24 protein-coding genes are annotated in these 20,722 nt (G+C 35.3%); 20 read left to right on the top strand and 4 right to left on the bottom strand.

Annotated features, from left to right (window positions below; genetic code table 11):
• Window positions 1–26: 26 nt before the first annotated feature.
• Genes PHI38_RS04740 through bcp form a run of 8 tightly spaced genes read left to right on the top strand, consistent with a single transcriptional unit; the run spans window position 27 to window position 5,397 of the window.
• Entirely contained in the window at window positions 27–548 is a 522-nt protein-coding gene (locus tag PHI38_RS04740; protein ID WP_299853385.1) for a hypothetical protein, read from the top strand.
• Window positions 545–1,063, top strand: coding sequence for a hypothetical protein (locus PHI38_RS04735; protein WP_299853383.1), 519 nt, complete (start codon window positions 545–547; stop codon window positions 1,061–1,063). Before PHI38_RS04740 ends, PHI38_RS04735 begins: the two co-directional genes overlap by 4 nt.
• Before the next feature lie 6 nt (window positions 1,064–1,069).
• Entirely contained in the window at window positions 1,070–2,233 is a 1,164-nt protein-coding gene (locus tag PHI38_RS04730; protein WP_299853381.1) for an FtsW/RodA/SpoVE family cell cycle protein, read from the top strand.
• Between the two features lie 4 nt (window positions 2,234–2,237).
• Entirely contained in the window at window positions 2,238–3,260 is a 1,023-nt protein-coding gene (gene murG / locus PHI38_RS04725; protein WP_299853379.1) for an undecaprenyldiphospho-muramoylpentapeptide beta-N-acetylglucosaminyltransferase, read from the top strand.
• Window positions 3,253–3,864 carry a DedA family protein gene (locus PHI38_RS04720; RefSeq protein ID WP_299853377.1) on the top strand — a complete coding sequence of 204 codons (612 nt, stop codon included), beginning with the start codon at window positions 3,253–3,255 and terminating at the stop codon, window positions 3,862–3,864. Before murG ends, PHI38_RS04720 begins: the two co-directional genes overlap by 8 nt.
• Window positions 3,854–4,324, top strand: a complete 471-nt coding sequence (locus PHI38_RS04715) for a DUF420 domain-containing protein (RefSeq protein ID WP_299853375.1) — start codon at window positions 3,854–3,856, stop codon at window positions 4,322–4,324. Before PHI38_RS04720 ends, PHI38_RS04715 begins: the two co-directional genes overlap by 11 nt.
• Window positions 4,325–4,335: 11 nt before the next feature.
• Complete coding sequence (locus PHI38_RS04710; RefSeq protein WP_299853373.1) at window positions 4,336–4,920, top strand: cytochrome b/b6 domain-containing protein; 585 nt, start codon at window positions 4,336–4,338, stop codon at window positions 4,918–4,920.
• Between the two features lie 9 nt (window positions 4,921–4,929).
• Complete coding sequence (bcp, locus tag PHI38_RS04705) at window positions 4,930–5,397, top strand: thioredoxin-dependent thiol peroxidase (protein ID WP_299853372.1); 468 nt, start codon at window positions 4,930–4,932, stop codon at window positions 5,395–5,397.
• Window positions 5,398–5,415: 18 nt separating this feature from the next.
• Here the strand turns inward: bcp and PHI38_RS04700 are convergent, their stop codons facing one another.
• Window positions 5,416–7,053, bottom strand: a complete 1,638-nt coding sequence (locus PHI38_RS04700) for a DUF3373 family protein (RefSeq protein WP_299853370.1) — start codon at window positions 7,051–7,053, stop codon at window positions 5,416–5,418.
• A gap of 348 nt (window positions 7,054–7,401) precedes the next feature.
• Here PHI38_RS04700 and rpsB point away from each other — a divergent pair, with 348 nt between their 5' ends.
• The 8 genes from rpsB (at window position 7,402) to argS (ending at window position 14,720) form a co-directional block, all read left to right on the top strand.
• Complete coding sequence (gene rpsB / locus PHI38_RS04695; RefSeq protein WP_299853368.1) at window positions 7,402–8,181, top strand: 30S ribosomal protein S2; 780 nt, start codon at window positions 7,402–7,404, stop codon at window positions 8,179–8,181.
• 2 nt (window positions 8,182–8,183) lie between these two features.
• Complete coding sequence (gene tsf, locus PHI38_RS04690) at window positions 8,184–9,236, top strand: translation elongation factor Ts (protein ID WP_299853366.1); 1,053 nt, start codon at window positions 8,184–8,186, stop codon at window positions 9,234–9,236.
• A 43-nt stretch (window positions 9,237–9,279) separates the two neighbouring features.
• On the top strand, window positions 9,280–9,924 hold the full coding sequence (locus tag PHI38_RS04685; protein WP_299853364.1) for an ABC transporter ATP-binding protein: 645 nt from the start codon (window positions 9,280–9,282) through the stop codon (window positions 9,922–9,924).
• Between the two features lie 21 nt (window positions 9,925–9,945).
• Window positions 9,946–10,710: a flagellar biosynthetic protein FliR gene (fliR, locus tag PHI38_RS04680; RefSeq protein ID WP_299853362.1), complete on the top strand. Its 765-nt coding sequence runs from the start codon at window positions 9,946–9,948 to the stop codon at window positions 10,708–10,710.
• Window positions 10,711–10,759: 49 nt separating this feature from the next.
• Window positions 10,760–12,193, top strand: a complete 1,434-nt coding sequence (locus PHI38_RS04675) for a DNA topoisomerase IV (protein WP_299853361.1) — start codon at window positions 10,760–10,762, stop codon at window positions 12,191–12,193.
• Window positions 12,193–12,813: a guanylate kinase gene (gene gmk / locus PHI38_RS04670; protein WP_299853359.1), complete on the top strand. Its 621-nt coding sequence runs from the start codon at window positions 12,193–12,195 to the stop codon at window positions 12,811–12,813. The genes PHI38_RS04675 and gmk overlap by 1 nt, the downstream gene beginning before the upstream one ends.
• Window positions 12,814–12,875: 62 nt before the next feature.
• The gene (locus PHI38_RS04665; protein WP_299853357.1) at window positions 12,876–13,121 is read left to right on the top strand and encodes a twin-arginine translocase TatA/TatE family subunit; all 246 of its coding nucleotides are present in this window, start codon (window positions 12,876–12,878) and stop codon (window positions 13,119–13,121) included.
• 3 nt (window positions 13,122–13,124) lie between these two features.
• Window positions 13,125–14,720, top strand: a complete 1,596-nt coding sequence (gene argS / locus PHI38_RS04660; RefSeq protein WP_299853355.1) for an arginine--tRNA ligase — start codon at window positions 13,125–13,127, stop codon at window positions 14,718–14,720.
• Here argS and PHI38_RS04655 read toward each other — a convergent pair.
• Entirely contained in the window at window positions 14,717–15,367 is a 651-nt protein-coding gene (locus PHI38_RS04655) for a L,D-transpeptidase (RefSeq protein ID WP_299853353.1), read from the bottom strand. The two genes, argS and PHI38_RS04655, sit on opposite strands and share 4 nt — an antisense overlap.
• Before the next feature lie 98 nt (window positions 15,368–15,465).
• Between PHI38_RS04655 and PHI38_RS04650 the strand changes: the two genes are divergently transcribed.
• Together PHI38_RS04650 and PHI38_RS04645 are read left to right on the top strand one after the other, a co-directional pair.
• Window positions 15,466–16,089 carry an acyl-CoA acyltransferase gene (locus tag PHI38_RS04650; protein WP_299853351.1) on the top strand — a complete coding sequence of 208 codons (624 nt, stop codon included), beginning with the start codon at window positions 15,466–15,468 and terminating at the stop codon, window positions 16,087–16,089.
• Window positions 16,090–16,138: 49 nt separating this feature from the next.
• A complete protein-coding gene (locus PHI38_RS04645) occupies window positions 16,139–17,464 on the top strand; it encodes a Na+/H+ antiporter NhaC family protein (RefSeq protein WP_299853349.1) in 1,326 nt (441 codons plus the stop codon).
• Here PHI38_RS04645 and PHI38_RS04640 read toward each other — a convergent pair.
• Complete coding sequence (locus PHI38_RS04640; RefSeq protein ID WP_299853347.1) at window positions 17,453–18,196, bottom strand: 3'-5' exonuclease; 744 nt, start codon at window positions 18,194–18,196, stop codon at window positions 17,453–17,455. The two genes, PHI38_RS04645 and PHI38_RS04640, sit on opposite strands and share 12 nt — an antisense overlap.
• A gap of 15 nt (window positions 18,197–18,211) precedes the next feature.
• Window positions 18,212–18,586, bottom strand: a complete 375-nt coding sequence (locus PHI38_RS04635) for a hypothetical protein (RefSeq protein WP_299853345.1) — start codon at window positions 18,584–18,586, stop codon at window positions 18,212–18,214.
• 87 nt (window positions 18,587–18,673) lie between these two features.
• Here PHI38_RS04635 and PHI38_RS04630 point away from each other — a divergent pair, with 87 nt between their 5' ends.
• Window positions 18,674–19,336 carry a peptidoglycan recognition family protein gene (locus tag PHI38_RS04630; protein ID WP_299853343.1) on the top strand — a complete coding sequence of 221 codons (663 nt, stop codon included), beginning with the start codon at window positions 18,674–18,676 and terminating at the stop codon, window positions 19,334–19,336.
• Window positions 19,333–20,469 (top strand): DUF819 family protein, encoded by a 1,137-nt coding sequence (locus PHI38_RS04625; protein ID WP_299853341.1) that lies wholly within the window; start codon window positions 19,333–19,335, stop codon window positions 20,467–20,469. The genes PHI38_RS04630 and PHI38_RS04625 overlap by 4 nt, the downstream gene beginning before the upstream one ends.
• Window positions 20,470–20,722: the final 253 nt, after the last annotated feature.

The following is a 20,722-nucleotide window of genomic DNA, read 5'->3' as shown; positions in this document are numbered from 1 at the left end:
TTGATAGTGATGGATAAGGTATTTTAATGAGTATTCGTTTAGTAAAAGCACCAATTAGTATAGCTTTTAGTCCTATTTCTCTACATAGTGAGGAGTACTTAAGAGAGTTTGACAAACTAGGCGAGAGTGATGATGATCCGATAAGCCAATGGTTGAAGTTAGCTCGTGGAAAAGGTGATACATCAGACACTGATCCAGTGCTTCTAAATTTAATGATTGAACTTCATAGAAAGATTGATTCATTAGAGAAGTTTTTAAAAAATGAAGAGCCACAGAGAGTTTCACTTACAAACGCTTGCGAGATAGAATCCATTGGGTTTGAGCATTTTAAAATGGAAGATGATGTCTTAGAAGAGGGCATGGAGTATTACGGAAGAGTATCGATGCCAATCCACCCAAAACGTGATATAGCAGTTTTTTTTACAGCACTTGATGGCTCACTTGCTAAGATTACAAAGATGCATGAACGTGATGAGAGAGAGTGGGGAGCTTATTTGATGGCAAGAGAGAGAGTGTTGATTCGTGAAGCAAAAGAGGCCAATTCGTGAACTTTGAGGCTATAAACATAGAGTATTTAATTGTTGCGATGGCAGCTATGATTTTATATCTGCTCTATTATGTTTTTACAAGAGACGCTGAGTATAACAAAAATATCCGTTATGTGGCTATGGTTGCAGAAGAGTTAAATAAAGAGATTTTTTATCTCAAGAAAAAACTAAATGAGACACAAACAAGTATAAAACAAAACAGTAGCAGAATGAATGATGAAGATATATATCAAGAGGTTGAGAGAACAGTTTATGATATGGTAAAGCCGATTTCAGTCTCAATTAAAAGACTAGAAGATAGTATCCATATGATAGAAGGTCATATAGAATCAAGACTCTCTTCGCTTGAGAGTGGCGTGAAGCAGATCTCTATCCCAGCTTCTATTCATGGCAATGATGATGAAAAAATCATCTCACTATATAAACAAGGAGTCGGCTTAGAGACTATATCTAAAGAGTTGCATATATCTAAAGCAGAAGTTGAGTTTGTTCTAAAAATCAACAAGATAAAGTAAAAGCAGATGGCAGATAGAAAACTCTTTAGTGTTGTAGCACTTCTCATAGGCATAAGTATAGTTCTTACATACTCACTCTCGGCATATATAACACTTCTCTTTGAACTAAACCAATTTCATTTTGCACTAAGACAGACTGTTTTTGGATTTTTAAGTATCTTTATTATTTGGCTTCTTGCTCAAGGTGATCCAGATAAACATCTCTCACCAATAGGCTTTTCTCTGTTTATTGGCTCAACAATCCTAATGATAGCAATGCCATTTTTACCAGAATTTTTAGTCTCAGCAGTTGGTGGGGCTAAGAGATGGATAAAGTTCTTTGGCTTCTCTTTAGCGCCAGTTGAGTTTTTTAAAATCGGATTTGTATATTTCTTGGCATGGAGTTTTTCAAGAAAATTAGGACATCATGGCGGTATGGGTGTAAAAGAGGAGTATATAAGATTTGCTCCTTATGGGATTGTTTTTATAGGAGCAATGTTTGTTATAGCTTTTGTTCAAAACGACTTGGGACAAGTTGTTGTTCTTGGACTTACTCTTTTGTTTATGCTTATGTTTGCTGGAAGTAGTTTTAGATTCTTCTTGACTCTACTTATTGGCGCAGTGCTATTTTTTCTCTTTTTTATCTTTACAGCAGAGCATAGAATACTGCGTATAAAATCGTGGTGGGCACTTGCACAAAACAATATTTTAGAGATTTTCCCAGAAGCAATAGCTGAGCAACTACGCGTTCCAACAGAGGTAGAGCCATACCAGATAGGGCACTCACTAAACGCAATCCATAACGGTGGTCTTTTTGGTGTGGGCATCTCTAATGGAACTTTTAAACTCGGATTTTTAAGTGAAGTTCATACCGACTTTGTTCTAGCAGGTCTTGCTGAGGAGTTTGGGTTTATAGGCGTGCTCTTTGTTGTTGTACTTTTTATGATGATGCTTCAAAGAATCTTTAAGATTGCAAACAGAGCAAGAGATTCAAAAAACTATCTCTTTAGTTTGGGTGTTGGACTTTTACTTGCGTTTGCATTTTTGGTAAATGCATATGGTATCAGTGGAATAACCCCAATCAAAGGAATCTCTGTTCCGTTTTTAAGTTATGGAGGCTCCACAATGCTTGCAGCTTCTATTGGAATAGGAATGGTTCTTATGATATCTAAAAAAGCTAGAATGGATTAAATAGATGAAACTTTGTATTACTGGTGGTGGAACTGGTGGACATTTGATGATTGCAGAGGCTTTAGTAGAAGCTTGTGCAAATGATGGACATGAAGCTATATTTATAGGCTCTACAACTGGGCAGGATAAAAAATATTTTGAGAAAAACTCTACATTTAGTCATGTCTATTTTTTACAAACTACAGGTGTTGTAAATCAAAGGGGCCTTGGCAAAGTAAAAGCTCTTTGGCTCATACTTCGTGCCTTTTTTGCTTCAAGAGCAATCCTTAAAAAACACCATATTGTAGCAACGTACAGCGTTGGAGGATTCTCAGCTGCTCCAGCATCTTTTGCATCACTTAGCAGATTTATTCCACTCTTTATTCATGAGCAAAATGCTGTTTATGGAAGATTAAACACTATCTTAAAACCATTTGCAAAGAGATTTATCTCCGCTTATGATGAGGCATCTCCTATAAAAGGCTACCCTGTAAAAGAGATTTTTTTTAAAAATGCAAGATTAAGGGATGAGATAAAGTGTGTCATCTTCTTAGGCGGCTCTCAAGGCGCAAAAGCGATTAATGACTTAGCTTTAAGTGTGGCTAAAGAGCTTAAAGCAAAAGGCATAAAAATTATCCATCAAGCTGGCGAGAGAGATTATGAGAGAGTAAAGAGCGCCTACGCGGAACTTGGCGTTGAGGTAGAGCTTTATGGATTTACAAAAGAGATGCCTTCTTTAATGCAAAGAGCAGATTTAGCGATTAGCCGCTCGGGTGCTAGTACACTTTGGGAGTTATGTGCAAATGCTCTGCCTTCGTTTTTTATCCCCTTCCCATATGCAGCCTCAGATCATCAATACTATAATGCAAAGTTTATAGTAGATAATAATCTCGGATGGTGCCAAAGAGAAGGTGAGGATTTAAGAGAAGCTCTGCTACTGATACTACCTCAAAACCTAACAGATAAGAGTAAAGCTCTTATGGAGTACTCAAGTAAGGATGTAGCAAAGAAGATGATAGCAGATGTAGAGATGAGTTTAAATGCTTAGGGAAGCTGCTACTTTTTTAGTCGATACCATTTTTGACTGGGGTTATCTTGGCATATTTATTCTTATGACTATAGAGAGCTCATTTATCCCATTTCCTAGTGAAATCATCCTTATTCCTGCTGGATATCTTGCTTCTAAAGGTGATATGAGTATTGGAATGATTATGTTTAGCGGACTTAGCGGCTCAATGGCTGGCGCATTTATCAACTACTACCTTGCTCTCTTTCTTGGTAGAAAAATTCTCAAAAAATATGGAAAATATTTTTTTATAAATGAAAATGCACTACAAAAGATGGATGATTATTTTGCTAAACATGGACATATATCTACTTTTATAGGAAGACTAATCCCTGGGATTCGCCAACTCATATCTATCCCAGCAGGACTTGCTCGTATGAACTTGGTTGTTTTTGCAATATTTACAGCGCTTGGTGCGAGTATTTGGGCATTTATCTTAGTTATGCTTGGCTATACGATAGGAGAAAATCAGGAGCTGATACATAGCTACTTAAAACAGATAACTATAGTAACTATAATTATTTTGATTTTACTAGCTTCGTGGTATGCTTATATACAAAGAAATAGGAGGATAAATGGTGAATGATCATTTAGCATATATGTTTAAAGCAGGCTTTTTAGGCACAAGAGCGCCATTTTTTATGGATTTTGTAACGCTTATAGTTGCTCTTTTACCATTTCTTGTAGCTATTGCTATCTCTTTTGCAAGAAACAGACACTATAAGGTTCATTCATATTCTCAGATTTTTATCTTTGCTTTTTCTGTCATAGTGATTTTTTATTTTGAGTATGGAGTGAGAGTTGGTGGTGGTTTTGACACTTTTATGAAAGATAGCCATGTGTCTCACAACTATGCTCTATTTGTTTTGATTTTTCATATTATCATCTCGTTGATTACTCTTTTATTTTGGGGTATAGCTATTTTTAGGGCTAAAAAATTGTTACAATTAGGCAAACATAGAAAAGTTGGACTTTTTACATTTGTTGGAGTCGTTCTTACTTCGCTGAGTGGGATTTGGGTTTATTTTTTGATGTTCGTATATTAAAGGAGTTTTAGATGAAATACACACTTAGTTTTAGAATCTGGCACTGGTTGTTCGCTGTTGTAATCCTTGGTCTTTTGGGAACTGTATTTTTACGTAAAACATTTCTTAGTTATAAAGCAAATGCTGAGATTTTAATGAATAAATTCTCAGATATGGGAAATGATATAAGTATTGAAGATGCTAAAATATTGGCAAAAGCGATTCGTGATAACATGTGGGAGTGGCATATAATTTTAGGATATGGACTAGCAGCTTTAGTTATATACAGAATTATTCTCTTTTTTTTAGATAAGAGTAAAAGAGAGAGTTTTAGTTCACTCTCCCTTCATAAAAAAGGTGTTAAAATCTCGTATTATGTACTATATGCAACAGTTTTATTTATGACTATAAGCGGGTTTGTTATCTATTTTTATGAGTATTTAGGCGTTGCTAAAGAGAGTGCAAAGCAGATAAAAGAGATACATGAAGCTGCGTTTAACATCATAATGATTTTTGTTCCTCTTCATATTGCCGGTGTTTTTATCGCCGATGCAACGGATGAAAATGGTTTAGTATCAACTATGATAAATGGTAAAACAAAAGATAATTTTAAATAAAGGTATAAAATGCTCAAAATAGATAGCGTAGCTCCAGACTTTTGTCTGCCAAATCAAGATGATGTTGAGATATGTCTAAGAGATTTAAGAGGTAAGTGGATAGTTCTTTACTTCTATCCAAAAGATAACACTCCAGGATGCACAACTGAAGCATGTGACTTTAGTGAAGCTGCACCTGATTTTAGCTCACTAAACGCAATCATACTTGGTGTAAGTGCTGATAGTACAGCAAAACATAGAGACTTTATAGAAAAAAAAGATTTAAGCATCACACTTTTAAGTGATGAGAGTATGAGTATGCTAGAGGAGTATGGTATCTGGCAATTAAAGAAAAACTATGGAAAAGAGTATATGGGCATAGCTCGCTCAACGCTTATCATAAATCCAGAGGGCGTAATAAAAGCTATTTGGAAAAATGTAAAAGTAAAAGAACATGCAAGAATAGTAAAAGAGAAGTTAGAGGTACTTCAAGGCTAAAAGCCTTGAAGTGTTTTGCTAGTATCTATAGCGAATATAAAGACGAATGTCTTGAGCTTTATCTACAACACTCCCACCCATTAAAGCAGCGTTTGCTTCATCCATACTCATAGGCACTCCTGATGTATTTCCAAAGAAACCATTGCTACCACTATATTTATAATCAATATATGTATAACGTAGTTGCATAGATAAGATATCATCTACTAAGTACTCTGTAAAGTAAGCTTCATAAGCATCACCACGAGCTGCAAGTTTTGAGCCTATGTTTGTATCTTCTCCATAAGTCATACTTCTCCAGTATTTACTACCATGGTTATACTCTAAGCCCCACTTTCCATCATCGCTAATAAGTGAAGGAAATTGTGTTCCTAGCCAAAAAGATGTACCAGTTTTACTCTCATCTGCTGCTGAACCAAGCATTGATTGCCCACTTTTTGGATCAGTTTTTGAAAATGCAAAACTAGCAAAGATTGTAGTGTCTTCTAGAAATGTTCCTAGATTTTTACCAATACCTTTTGATGAAACATATACAACTCCAGTATGCAATCCACCAACAGTATCAAATCCTTTAGTATAGTCCGTAACGTCTACAGCATCAATCAAGTTATTAGCATAGTAGTACATACTTGAGATTTTATACTGTCTATCATCATAAGGAGTAAAGATTAATCCGGCTAGGTCTATGTTTGAATTTCCACCATCAAGCTTGTCAACATCTGTATAAGGAGTAGAAGTAAATTTCGGAGCAGCATTGCTCATACCACGACCAAGACAAAGTTTTACCGAAGTTCCATATGTTTTATTAAGAGTGAATTGTGAACTTAGGCCATCAAACTCAACATTTATAGCGTGCCCGATTGGTGAAGAAGCAACATCATCATCTCTTAGATTAACAAGTGCTCCATTTGTTGAAGGACGGCGACCGATACTAAATGTCCAAGGGATATCAAGGCCCATAAACTCTTGATCTTGCCATAAGAAGTAGGCACTTCTAACTCTTATCGTATCATCATAAGCATTTTCATTTGCAATCCAGTCAAATCCTTCAAGGGATGAATTTGTTGGATCACTTGCGCCAGAGCGAGCCCCAAATGCTTTATTGTATGCAAGTTGTCCTACAAAGCTTAAGTTATTTGTAGCTTTATAGCCCATATCTAACCAGAGTCTATTTGTCATAAAGGCATCATTTTTTGCTCTACTTCCATCTGCCATTTGATAATCCATGTTTTCTATAGCAAATCTATAATCAACTTGGAACTTTAAGTGTGATCCAGAGGTATTTCTATTAATCTCTGATACCGCCTCTTCAAGGTCAAAGAGTCTATCCTCAGTTGAAGCAATCTCATCATCATCTTCTTCGTCTTCATCTTCTTTAGTTAAAACAGCTTCTATAGTAGGAGATGTTTTAGCAGTATCTGATGAAGCAACTGCTTCTTCGTCATCTTCGTTTTCGGCTTCATCTTCTTCAGCACCTAGAGCTTTTTTTGCAACAACTTTTTTAGGTGTTTTTTGAGATTTTAATGCTGCAATCTCTTGTTTGAGTTTTTGCATCTCCTTTTCCATAGCTTCAAATCTTTCATACATAGAAGCAGCATTTAGATTAGTTGTAAGAAGTACAGCAGCAGCTAACGATAGCAGTAGAGGCTTGTTCATTTTAATCCTTTTTCTTATAAAAAGCGTACCTTGAAGTAAAACTTTTTTTTATAATATTGTTCTAGTACTATACCAAGATTATATAAATTTTTTTTTAAATTGTGATAATTTTATATAAAAAATTGTAATAAAACAAAGAGTTGTTACAATGAGGTAATTATAAAAAAAGCAAACCTTTATATTTTTTTGAGTATAATTCGCAGATTTTTCTTTTGCTTAAATGCTCAGAAAATATTAACAAGCATGTGTCAAATAAACCAGTGCAACTCCTTTTTTAAGGAATAATTGCTCGACATTGCTAAAGATAACTGGTAAAAATCTGGCTTAAATGCCTTTAAAGGACCTTATATGGTAACTATGAAAGACCTATTAGAATGTGGTGTACACTTCGGACACCAAACTCGTCGTTGGAATCCAAAAATGAAAAAATTCATTTTTGGCGTTCGTAAAAATATCTATATTATAGATTTACAAAAAACTCTTCGTTATTTCCGTAATACATATACAATCGTTATGGACGCTGCTGCTGAGGGTAAAACAGTTCTTTTTGTTGGTACAAAAAAACAAGCTCGTGCTTCTGTTAGAGATGCAGCTATCGCTTGTGGAATGCCATATGTAGATAACAGATGGTTAGGTGGTATGCTTACAAACTTTCCAACTATTCAAAAATCTATTCGTAAACTTGATGTAATCAGTGAGATGCAAGAAAATGGTCAAATTGATCTTTTAACTAAAAAAGAAGCACTTATGCTAACTCGTCAAAAAGAGAAGCTAGAAGTATATTTTGGTGGTATCCGTAATATGAAAAAACTTCCTGATATGCTTTTTGTTATGGACGCTGTAAAAGAGCATATCGCTGTTTTAGAAGCAAGATGTTTAGGTATTCCAGTTGTTGCTCCACTTGATACTAACTGTGATCCTGACCTTATTACTTACCCAATCCCTGGAAATGATGATGCTATACGTTCTATCCAGCTTTTTTGTCGTGAAATGACTGAAGCTATAAACGAAGGTAAAGCGTTAAGAAGTGGCGGAAAAGATGAGATAGCAGCTGAGGATTTTGAGGAAGTTTCTACTGTAGATACTGACGCTATAACAGCTGAAGATTTCGAAACAGAGGAAGTATAATTATGGAAGTTACAGCAGCAATGGTAAAAGATCTGCGCGCAGCTACTGACGCGCCGATGATGGACTGTAAAAAAGCTTTAGTTGAATGTAACGGAGATATGCAAAAAGCAACTGCATGGTTAAAAGAGCGTGGTATTGCACAATCAGCTAAAAAAGCTGATCGTGTTGCTGCTGAGGGTCTTGTTGGTTTTAAAATAGCTGATGACTTCTCTAAAGCTACAGTAGTTGAAATCAACTCTGAGACAGACTTCGTTGCTCAAAATGATGGCTTTAAAAACCTTGTTTTAAAAACGACAGAAGAGGTTTACTCTACTTCTCCTGCAGATGTTGAGAGCTTAAAGGCAACTTCATTTGGTACATATTTTAGTGAAGCAGTTGTAAAAATTGGTGAGAAGATAGAACTTCGCCGTTTCAAAACTATCAAAGCAGATGATGAGACTGTAGCTATTAATGGTTATATTCACTCAAACAACCGTATCGCGGTTATTGTAGCTGCTAAATGTGATAGCAAAAAAACAGCTGAGGCACTTAGACCAATGCTTAAAAATGTTGCAATGCATGCATCTGCTATGAAGCCAAAAACACTATCTTTTAGAGATTTTGATATGGATTTTGTTACATCTGAGACAATTGGAAGAATTGAAGCAATTAAAAAAGAGAATGAAGAGTTAATTCGTCTTAAAAAACCTCTTAAAAATGTGCCTGAATTTATCTCTATGTGTCAATTGACAGATGCTGTTCTAGCTAAAGCTGAAGCAGCTATCAAAGAGACTCTAAAAGCTCAAGGTAAACCTGAAGCTATCTGGGATAAAATCGTTCCAGGTCAATTAGCTCGCTATATTGATGACAATACAACTCTTGATAAAGAGCTTGCATTGTTAGATCAAACTTATGTTCTTAACGACAAACTAACTGTTGCTGGTGCAGTAGAAGCTGCTGCAAAAGAAGTTGGCGGAACTGCACAAATCATAGATTTTGTTCGTCTTGAAGTAGGTGAAGGTATCGAGAAAAAAGTTGACGACTTCGCTGCTGAAGTTGCGGCTCAAATGGGTTAAGGATTTTTCCTTACCCTCCATTTAAATCTGCTATAATCCCTCTATGAATTTATTATCCGCTAAAAACTTATCACACACTTTTGATTATGAACTCTTCTCAAATATATCACTTGATTTAGAAGCAGGCGAATCTATTGCTATTATCGGTGTTAGTGGAAGTGGAAAATCAACACTACTAAATATCTTATCAACGCTCTTAAAACCAGATGAGGGCAGTGTTAATATATTTGATGAAGATGTCTCTGGGATGAGCAAAAAAAGGCTCTCTGATATTAGAAGAGATGAGATAGGTTTAGTATTTCAATCTCACTACTTATTTAAAGGTTTTACATCTTTAGAAAATTTGGAAGTTGCTGCAATCTTATCAAAACAAGAGATTGATGAGACACTCTTAAAAAGACTACATATTGATAATGCTATGGAGCAAAAGGTCACAGAACTCTCAGGCGGACAGCAACAAAGAGTCTCTATTGCTAGAGTTTTAACAAAAAAACCACGTCTTTTATTTGTTGATGAGCCAACAGGTAACTTGGATAAAACGACTGCAAATGAGGTAATGGATATCTTTTTTGAGTATCTACAAAAACATAATGCAGGAATGATTTTAGTAACGCATGATGAAGAGTTGGCAGCTAAATGTGATAAAGTATATAAGCTAGTCAATAAAGAGCTCCTAAGAGCAGACTAATGGAAGAAAAATAGTCCTATGATGTCATGGCCGCAAATATTTAGCGATACTTATATAGTCGGTTTTATTCTTCTTTTTTTTAGATTCGCAGCACTTTTTATGGCTGTACCAATCTTTTCACACAACAGCATTCCTGTTAGCGTAAAAACATCAATGGCATTTTTTTTCACTATAGTTTTTTACTCCTCTATGCCACCACTGGCCATACCAATCACTGTGCCAAGTATTATTATTGCAATTTTAAGCGAACTTCTTTTTGGCCTTGCAATAGGTGTTATTTTACAAATAGCATTCAATGCTATCACATTTGCAGGCGGACAGATATCCTTTATGATGGGCTTTTCCATGGCAAGCGCCATTGATCCTCAATCTGGAATCTCTATGCCTATTATCTCTCAGTTTCTATCTTTAATGGGCCTTATGATGCTCTTTGCTATAGATATGCACCACTGGATACTTCTCTTTATTGACTCATCTTTACATAAAATTCCTCTTGGTGGCTTTGTTATGAGTGAGAATCTATTTAGCTACATTATAAAAGCTATGTCAAATATGTTTCTAGTAGGTTTTATAATCGCTTTTCCAGTTACAGCACTTGGCTGGCTAGCTGATGTTATATTTGGAATGCTTATGAAAACTATGCCACAATTTAATCTTCTTGTAATTGGATTTCCTATAAAAATAATGGTTTCTTTTGTCGTATTGATAGCTACATTAGGCGTCATTATGCTGATTTTAAAAGGCCAGATGCTCGAGGCTTTTAACTTTTTAGAGATGTTTTTTTAGTTTTTTTTGATACAATAATGTCAAAAAGAGTCTTTAGAGGGAACATGTAATGAAAATATTACTTTTAAATAATAATCCAGTAGTTAAAAAGCTAGTAACTCTTAGTGTGCAAAAGACTTCTGATGAGCTAATTGCTGTTGATAGTATTGAAGCAATAGAGCCAAAAAAATATGATCTGTTAATTATAGATGACGCTTTTTATAGTGAAGAAAATATGGATGAAATTAGCGGAAAAATTGAGTTTAGCCAATCGCTTTTTATCTGCGCTAAAGATACCGTGTCTAACGATGAATTTACAAAAGTACTTAAAAAACCATTTTTACCAACTGACCTAGTTGAAATGTTAATATCTTTAGACAAAATGATAGAAGTAACAAAGCTAGATAAAACAAGTGATGTAGTTGATTTAGACAAGATTGATAAGCTAGATGATGATTTTATTGATGACTTTGATAGTGGTGATGATATACAAAACCTAGAAGGGCTTGAAGATTTGGAAGATGTTGAAGATCTTGATATATTTGATGATGCCCAAGATGATGAAGATGACACAGAAGATGTGAGTGATGATGAGAACGAAGATGAAGACGATGAAGACGATGAAGACGATGAAGACGATGAAGACGATGATGATGAAAATGAAGACGATGCTCTTGAAGATCTTGAGGATACGGAAGATATTGAAGAAGATGCAGATAGCATCGAAGAAGTTCAAGATGCCGATGATATTGAAGATGGAATTTTAGATAGAGATGAACTGTTAGAAGTACAAAATCTTTTAGAAGAGACAGAGACAGATGATTTTGATATGCAAGATTTAGAGCTTGCAGAAGATTTGAGTCTTGAAGATGATAAGTTAGAGGATGGACTACAGAGCGATTTAGATAAAACTGAGGAAGATGAATTAGAGTTAGATACTTTTGAAGATTTCATAGAAGAAGATAGCGAAGAAGAAGAAACTATTAAAGAGGATAATGGGTTGGATGATGAACTAGAATCTGACACTCTGGAAGGTTTTATAGAAGAAGATACTTTAGAGAGTATTGAAGATGATTTAGATGAAGATATAACAGTAGATGAGCAAGATGAGTTAGATGATAATATAGATGAAGATGAGAGTGAAGAAGCGCTCTCTTCCAAGATACAAAGTGCCGTTAGCTCTTTAAGCCAAGAAGATTTACAAACAGAGGTTGATGAAGATATTTTATTAAATATTGGTTCTTTAACTAGCAGAGACTTAAAACTGGCAATCGGAGAAGATGTTGAAGATCTAGAAGAAGAGGCTTTTTCTGAGATAGATGATGAAGAGGTACAAGAGCTAGAGGAAGATTTTGAAAATGATGAAGAAGCTGTAGAGTCTACTGGAGGCTCTGATGGAGTTGAAGCTCTTAAAAAACTTCTAAAAGCATTATCTGATAAAGATGTAGCGGCTTCATTAAAAGGGATGAAGATAAATATCAACATAACCCTAGGCGATAAATAGTGAATCATAAGACAGGTGCTATTTTAGTTCTCTCAGGTCCAAGTGGAGCTGGGAAGAGTTCTTTGTTAAAAGAGGTAATCAGTGATATTGGTGATTGTTACTTTTCTATCTCAACTACAACGCGCCCTATAAGAGAGGGAGAGATAGATGGTGTTCATTACCATTTTGTAGATGAGAGCGAATTTAAAAAAGATATAGAAGATGAGTTTTTCTTAGAGTACGCTGTTGTTCACTCCAACTATTATGGAACATCTATTAAACCAGTAAAAGAGGCTCTAAAGGCTGGAAAGTTGGTTATATTTGATATAGATGTTCAAGGAAATTCAACAATAACTAATCGCCTTGGAGATATTACAACTTCAGTCTTTATCTCTCCTCCTACTCTCTCAGAACTAAAAAAACGTCTTGAAGCACGTAAAACAGACTCTCAAGAGGTAATTGATCGCCGAGTGGATATGGCAAAGAGAGAGATGCAGAGAGTTAGTGAATATGACTTTCTTATAGTAAATAATAACCTTGAAGAAGCAGCAGAGGTGTTAAGAATTATAGCTAAGGCAGCAAGAGTAAAGATACCAGCTAATGAAATAAATGATTTTGTTAGAAGTTGGGAAGATATATAAAATAAGAGAAGTTACAGCAAATTTTGCTATAATCTCTGACTTAATTTACAGAAGGAATAGATATGGGAATGCCAAGTGGACAAGAGTTACTAGTAATTTTAGCGATAGTGGTTTTACTTTTTGGAGCTAAGAAAATACCTGAACTTGCAAAAGGTATAGGTAAAGGAATTAAAAACTTTAAAGCTGAAATGAAAAATGAAGATGATGACACAGATGTAAAATCAGCTTCATCTGAAGCACCTAAAAAAGTACAATCTACTGAAGAAGTGGCTTCAAAAGAGACTCCAAAAACTACAGAACAAGCGTAAATTTTGAAACAACGAGTATCGGCACTTTTACGTGAAAAGTTTGGTCGTGAAGTTGTTTTAGAAAAGCCTCGTGACCGCTCTTTTGGTCACTTTGCTACCCCTATTGCTTTTGCTTTAGCAAAAGAGCTAAAGCAATCCCCTATGAAAATTGCCGATGAAATTGCCTCCTCATTTGAAGATAATGGTGTATTTAGCCGTGTTGAATCTGTAAAAGGTTATTTAAACTTCCGTCTAAGCGAAAACTTTTTAAGTGAGTATGGCTCGTGGGCACTAGAAAACACTGAAGCATTTGCAACACAAGAAAAAAAAGAGAAAATTCTCTTAGAGTTTGTTAGTGCAAATCCAACAGGACCTCTTCATATAGGCCATGCTAGAGGTGCAGTTTATGGTGATACACTCCTTAGACTCGCACGTCATCTGGGCTATGATATAACTGCTGAGTATTATGTAAATGATGCTGGAAATCAGATAGATTTGCTTGGTCTCTCAATCCAACTTTATGGAAGAGAAAACATACTAAATGAAGTTGTTGAGTATCCAGAGAGTTACTATAGAGGTGATTATCTAGCACCACTCGCTCATGATGCAGTAGAGAAATTTGGCATAGAGATACTAAGTGATGCGTCTCGTCAAAAAGAGCTTGCACTCTGGGCAAAAGATGGCGTTATGCAGATTATAAAAAAAGATTTAGCAGATACAAACATCTTCTTTGACACTTTTGTTTATGAGTCAACTCTATATGATGACTGGGATAGAGCTATGCTTAAGATGGGCGAGGGCGTCTATAAAAAAGATGACAAACTCTTTATCGCTTCAAGCTTAAAGGGCGATGATGCAGATAGAGTTGTTGTCCGCGAAGATGGTCGTCCTACATATTTAGCGGGTGATATAGTTTATCATAACCAAAAGTTTGAAAGAGGTTATGAGCATTATATAAACATTTGGGGTGCAGACCACCACGGATATATTGCTAGAGTAAAAGCCTCAGTTGAGTTTTTAGGCTATGACAGCACTAAACTTGAAATTTTACTATCTCAAATGGTAAGCCTTTTAAAAGATGGCGAACCATATAAGATGAGTAAGCGTGCTGGAAATGTAATCCTTATGAGTGATATAGTTGAAGAGATAGGCTCTGATGCGCTTAGATTTATCTTTGCTTCTAAAAAAAGTGATACAGCTTTAGAGTTTGATCTTGCAGAGTTTAAAAAGCAAGATAGTTCAAACCCTATTTTTTATATTCAATATGCACATGCTAGAATAAAAACTATCATCTCAAAGAGTGATTTGAGCCATGATGAGATAATGTCAGCTGCTTTAAAAAACTTAGGAGAGAATGCAGATATGCTTATGTTTGATGCTCTTTTACTTCCTGAGATTGTTGAGGATGCTTTTAGTTCAAGACAGGTTCAAAAACTACCAGAGTATTTAAAATCACTTGCTGCATCTTTACATAAATTCTATTATGATTGCAGAATTATAGGCACACAAGATGAAGCAAAGCTTCTTAAACTTCTTATGGTTGTTGGCCTATCTTTAAAGACTGGTCTATCGCTCATGGGCATAAAAGCAAAAGATTATATGAGCAAAGAGGATATCTAAGGCACAATCACTAAGAGTGGGTAGAGTTCTAAGAGTTCTTTTTTTTGCGCAGATATGATTTGAATCAGAGTTGGATTTTTGCTTTTATCTAGCCAATGGATTATTTTTTTCAAATCTTCCATTTTCATAGATGTACATCCTGCTGTTGGGGCATCTATGGATTTTTCTACATGCAAAAAGATACAAGAACCCATTTGTGGTATCTGCTCTTTATTATGCCCAACAGTAACTCCTAGTTCGTATTGAGCATCTTCTCTTCTCATCTCTTCATAACTAGCTGGCGCTTCTTTTGGTTTTTTGATGATTTGATTATAAAATTTTGAGCTTGAATCATCCACACAAATCAACTCTTTTGTTGCATGTAAATAAGGCATTTTAATATTCATCTCTTTTTCATATCCAAAGACAGCATCAAGAGTAAATATTCCAAGTGGCGCTTTTTTATCACCCTCTTTTTTTATAGGTTCTACTTCTGTTTTTAAAAGCGTTCTCTCTCCAACTCCAAATGCCACCCCAGCAGCTCCTAGATTTACTTCAATAGGCCCAAAAACAGCTCTGTTATCTTCAAAGCAGATTAGCTTTGCCTTGGTCGAGTTGAACTCCTCTGCTACTACCAAAATGATTTGTTCATTGGCATAAAGGAACATTTGACAAATTGTTATAATTAAGAAGTTTTTTACCATAAAGTATGTTACTATTACCAAAATATGAAACAGATTAATTTTTTAACAATGGAAAAAGGTTTATGGGCATAAACATAAGAAAAGCTACTAGTGCAGACGCATCTTTTTTAGCGCAAATGATTTTACAAAGTACTAGGGCGGATAAAAAAATTGGTGTTTTTGACCTGATTTTTAAAACAAATAGTGATGAAGAAGTTTTAGAAAAACTTGAAAAATTAACAAATACTACAGCAAAGTCAAATTGTCATTTTAGTAATTTTTTAATAGCAGAAATTGATGGAAAATGTGTTGGTTCCCTTGCTAGCTATGAGCCAAGGTTGATAACTAGAGAAACTTTTATGAGCGCACTTGAAGAGATTGGTGTTAATACTGAAGAGAGTGAATACTTTGGTTTGATGGAGATTTGTGGTTTTGCGCTAAATAGCAGAACTTTAGTATTTGATTACATGGAAGAGCTAGAGGGTTTTATGGATGTTGGAATCCTAAAAGCGCTTATGCAAAAAAGTCTTTTAACTGCAAGGTTAAAAGGGTATAGAATTGCGCAAACAATAGTCGAAATTGGCTCACTAGAGACACTTCTATACTATAAAAAGCTAGGCTTTAAAGAGGTTAAACAAAAAGATTGTGAACCTTACAAAGAGATTTTTGGAAGACCTGGTTTAGTTTTACTATCTATAGAGTTCTAACATAGAACTCTCTATCCTCTCTCTTGTGCCTTCCCTCTTAGCGATTGCTTTGGCACTATACAGCAGAAATGTTGTGCTTTCACTCTTTGGTGGTATCGTTCTTGGCGGCTTTATCTTAAATGACTTCTCTATTATCGCTTCATTAAAGAGTATATTTTTACTTTTTATATCTCTACTTCAAGAGACGTGGATACTCCAAACACTCTCTTTTGCCATTCTTGTTGGAAGCATTATGGCTTTGATTGAAAAATCTGGCGGAATTGATGGTTTTGTAGATTTTATGCAACATAAAACTGGTGTTGTAAAATCTCCACGCTCTGCTTTGATGCTCAGTTATATCATAGGTATTTTTATATTTATAGAGTCAACCATAACATCTCTAATCGCTGGTGCTGTTGGAAAACCATTTTGCTACAAATACAAGATTCCAAGTGCAAAACTAGCCTTTGTTTGTGACTCAACTGCAGCTCCAGTTAGCTCTTTAATCATCTTAAATGGATGGGGCGCACTTCTTTTAGGGCTTATTACAACTCAAATCTCACAAAATACGCTTGAACTTGATGCTTTGGATGTATTACTACACTCTGTTTTATATAACTTTTATGCGATGGCAGCGTTATTTGTAACATTTATAGCTATATGGTTTAACATAGATATAGGAGCTATGAAAAATGCAAAACATAAACCTAAAAATGAAGAGGTAAGAGCAGCCGAATCTCAGAGTATGTTTTATATGCTTGTGCCAATTATTTTGATGGTGTTTTTTGTTTTTCTTTTCTTATACATCACGGGAGATGGAGATATCTTAAAGGGAAGTGGCTCTAGTTCTATCTTTTATACGATGCTCTCTACACTTCTCTTCACTCTTTTTTATTTTGTTGGCACAAAAAACATGACACTCTCTACTTGGGGCAAAAGTGCTATTTCAGGTGCCTTAAAATTAGTTCCAATCGCACTCATACTTCTTTTTGCCTTTGGCATAGGAGAGATAACCACAGAGCTAAAAACTGGTGATTTTTTGGCTTCGCTTGTTAGTAAAAATCTAAGTGTAGTTTTTCTAGCGCCAGTTATATATATAATAGCTTCTCTTATCTCTCTCTCAACTGGAACAAGCTGGGGAACTTTTAGCATAATGATTCCAATAGCTATCCCGATGGCTCTCTCGATGGATGCAAACATGGCTCTTTGTGTTGGTGCCGCAATTTCTGGAGGTGTTTTTGGAGACCACTGCTCGCCAATTTCGGACACGACAATTATCTCTGCAATGGCAAGTGATTGTGACTTAGTAGAGCATACAAACACACAACTCCCATATGCGTTTATCGGCTGGGGAATTGCTTTAGTGATGTTTATATTTTTTGGATTAGTTGGCTAAGAGAGTATTTATAGAGTAGCGCATATCTTCATCCAGATTTTCCATATTTGAGAGCATCCATCTTAGGTAAGGTGCGTCACTTGAAGCTACTTCTAGTAATGTTTTACCTCTGTACTTTCCAAAGTTAAATGATTTTATCATGATTGGCGTAGCTGTTAAATCAACCATTTTCTCTACTGGATTTTCATTTGGAAACTGAGCTAAAACGAGCTCTTTTAACTTACTAAGCAGTAGTTTTAAAACTAAAACATCACCGATTGCATCATGCGCTTTTATGACAATATTTAAATCGTCTGCTTCCTTTTGCTCCTCTTTATAAAGCCCCATTTTATAGCGGAAGTATTGAAGTCTGTGCGCCTCTTCATCAGGTAGCATATGCTTTGCAACTCTTAGAGTATCTATAACTTTCATTTGAGTTTTAAAACCCTCTTTTTCAAGCATGCCTATATCAAACTTTGCGTTGTGGATGATAAGATAGTTCTCATCTATATTTAGCTCATTAAGCCTCTTATATGATTCACTCTCAGTACAGCTAGGCTTACCCTCTAGCATATTTGGAGTGATTCCATGAGTCTCCATAGCTCCAAAACTTATTGGAACTGATGTGCTAAAAAACTCGTTTTGAATCTCAATGTCTTTTTCGCCCAAAACTATAAAACCGAGTTGTATTACTCTATCCTCTTCGCCTATACCAGTTGTCTCTGTATCTAAAATAACGTATTTTTTTGCCAAATTGTTTACCTTTACTTATAAAAATGAGTCTAACATATATTCGCTTTGAGCGTGCAGATACTCTTCGCTTACTTCTATGTTGATTGATTCTGCACCAATTTTATAACTACAAAACTGAACAAACTTAAGCTGAGTTGTATTGCCTCTAAACTCAAAATTTCTAATAGCAATAGGCTCATTTATCTCTTCTAGCAGGTCTTGAATATACCCAATTGACTCTTTTGAGTTATGAAGGTTTAGTAGTTTTAAAAAATTTGAAATCTTTATATCTATCGCCGCTTCTTCATCATTTGATACATAAGTGTTGTATATGCCTCGAACGAGTTTTAGAGCGTTTGCGCTAAGTGGTTCCGATAATAAGTTTTGTTTTATAATTGGATTAATATTCATAATGCTTATGATATAGGCATAGCTATTAAAAGCATATAAAAGTTAATTATAATATACTGTGCTTTAACTTTTCTAGAGGTGTTTTATATGTATAAATTCTTTTTATTGACTTTGCTTAGCGCTGTTTTTTTAACAGCCTTAGAGATAAGACAAACACCTATAGAGTTTGGACAAAAAAGAGTAGAGCTTACAAAAGAGTATATAAAATCGCACTATAACTTAGATGTAACAGATATAAAAATAGTTCCAAAAATCATCGTTATTCATCATACCGCAATAGATGATTTTGGCAGTTCACTCTCTTGCTTTAAAACAGAGACTCTCTCAAACACAAGAGCAGATATAAACAAGGGTGGGACGGTTAATGTGTCTACTCACTTTATGGTTGAGAGAGATGGAACTATCCATCAACTTATGCCACTTGATATGATGGCAAGACATGTTATAGGGCTTAATTACAACTCTATTGGTATAGAAAATGTAGGTGGACAAAACTCAAAAGAGAACTTAACACCTGAGCAATTACGTGCAAATATAGAGCTTGTAAAAGAGATTAAAAGTAGAATTCCTACCATAGAGTACGTTATAGGGCATTATGAGTATAGATGTTTTGAGGGAAGTGAGTTGTGGCTTGAAGCGGATAACAAATACAGAACTATTAAAGATGATCCATCAAGAGAATTTATGAGCGCAATAAGAGAGAGTATAGAGGGGTTTAAAGATGCGCCTTGTGCCAAAAGAGATAGATGATTAGCTCGCCTTTATGGTATCTTTTTGCTTTAGCTTCTTTAGCGGCTTTTATTACTTTAGTTGAGCAAAAGAGCAAATTAAAGATATTTAAGTTTATCCCCGCAGTTGTTATGATCTATATCTTTAGTATGACTCTAGCTTCGCTTGGTTTTTTTGAGCAAAATGAGGCGATAGATGCAATCTATGAAAATACAAAGAAAAACCTACTCCCTGCCATGCTTTTTTTGATGCTTTTACAGATTGATTTTATGGATTTTTTTAAACTTGGAAAATCTCTTCTGATTGCTTACCTATTAGCTGTTTTATCTCTTGCTTTTTCTTTTATGCTTATCTCTTTTGTTTTTGATTTTAACAAAGAGATGGCATCGGCTTTTGGGGCACTTAGTGGTAGTTGGATGGGTGGAGTTGCAAACATGATAGCGGTAGGTTCTGCATTAAATGTTTCTCAAGAAGCATTTGGCTACGCACTGATAGTTGATAGTGTAAACTATACTATATGGATAATGTTTCTGCTTTTTTTAACCCCATTTGCACACTACTTTAACAACTTTACATCCTCACAAGAGCAGATGGCAAAACTAAGCTCTATCGGCTGTTCGTGCACCATAGGAGCAAAGAGGTACTGGTTTTTGATACTCCTCTCTATCCTCGTTGCTTTTGTAGTAAATCTGATAGCACAAAGTGGGTTTGCACTTCTTAACTACACTACAACAACAGTAGTTCTTGCTACACTTTTTGGAGTTTTGGGTTCATTTACAAGGTTAAAGAGTATAAACGGCTCTAGCGAAGTTGCTACTACTATGCTATATATGCTCATAGCACTAATTGGCTCAAAGGCGTTATTTGAGAATTTTAGTGGTGTTGGTATCTATGTTTTTGCAGGTTTTTGTATCTTGCTCACTCATGCTTTAGTTATGGTTATAGGTGCTAAAATATTTAAACTAGATCTCTTTAGCATAGCCATAGCATCTCTCTCAAACATAGGCGGAGTAGCTTCCGCATCAATCTTGGCTGCAACTTATAACAAAGCACTTGTTGGTGTTGGCGTTTTGATGGCTATTATGGGCTATCTTGTAGGAACTTTTGGTGGCTTGGCGGTCGGGAAGATTATGATATGGATGGTTGGATATTAAAATTGGTTGGATGTTATATGAGCTTGGGAATGCATATATATGGTTGCAAACAAGAGTAAAAAAATGCTCAGAAACAAAATCTCTTTTTTTTATTTTGCTTCATTAAGGTAGAATGCTTTATATTATTAAAAATATTTTTAAGGCTAGAGCAAGTGTCTATATTTCAAAAATCAGTATTAAAAAGCTTCAAACAAGATGAATCTAAAATAGCCATAAGATGGGCAGAGTTTCAAAAATATCTCTCAAAAATCGA

The organism is Sulfurimonas sp. (assembly GCF_028694895.1).
GTDB lineage: Bacteria > Campylobacterota > Campylobacteria > Campylobacterales > Sulfurimonadaceae > Sulfurimonas.
This window is presented reverse-complemented; position numbering and strand designations above follow the sequence as displayed.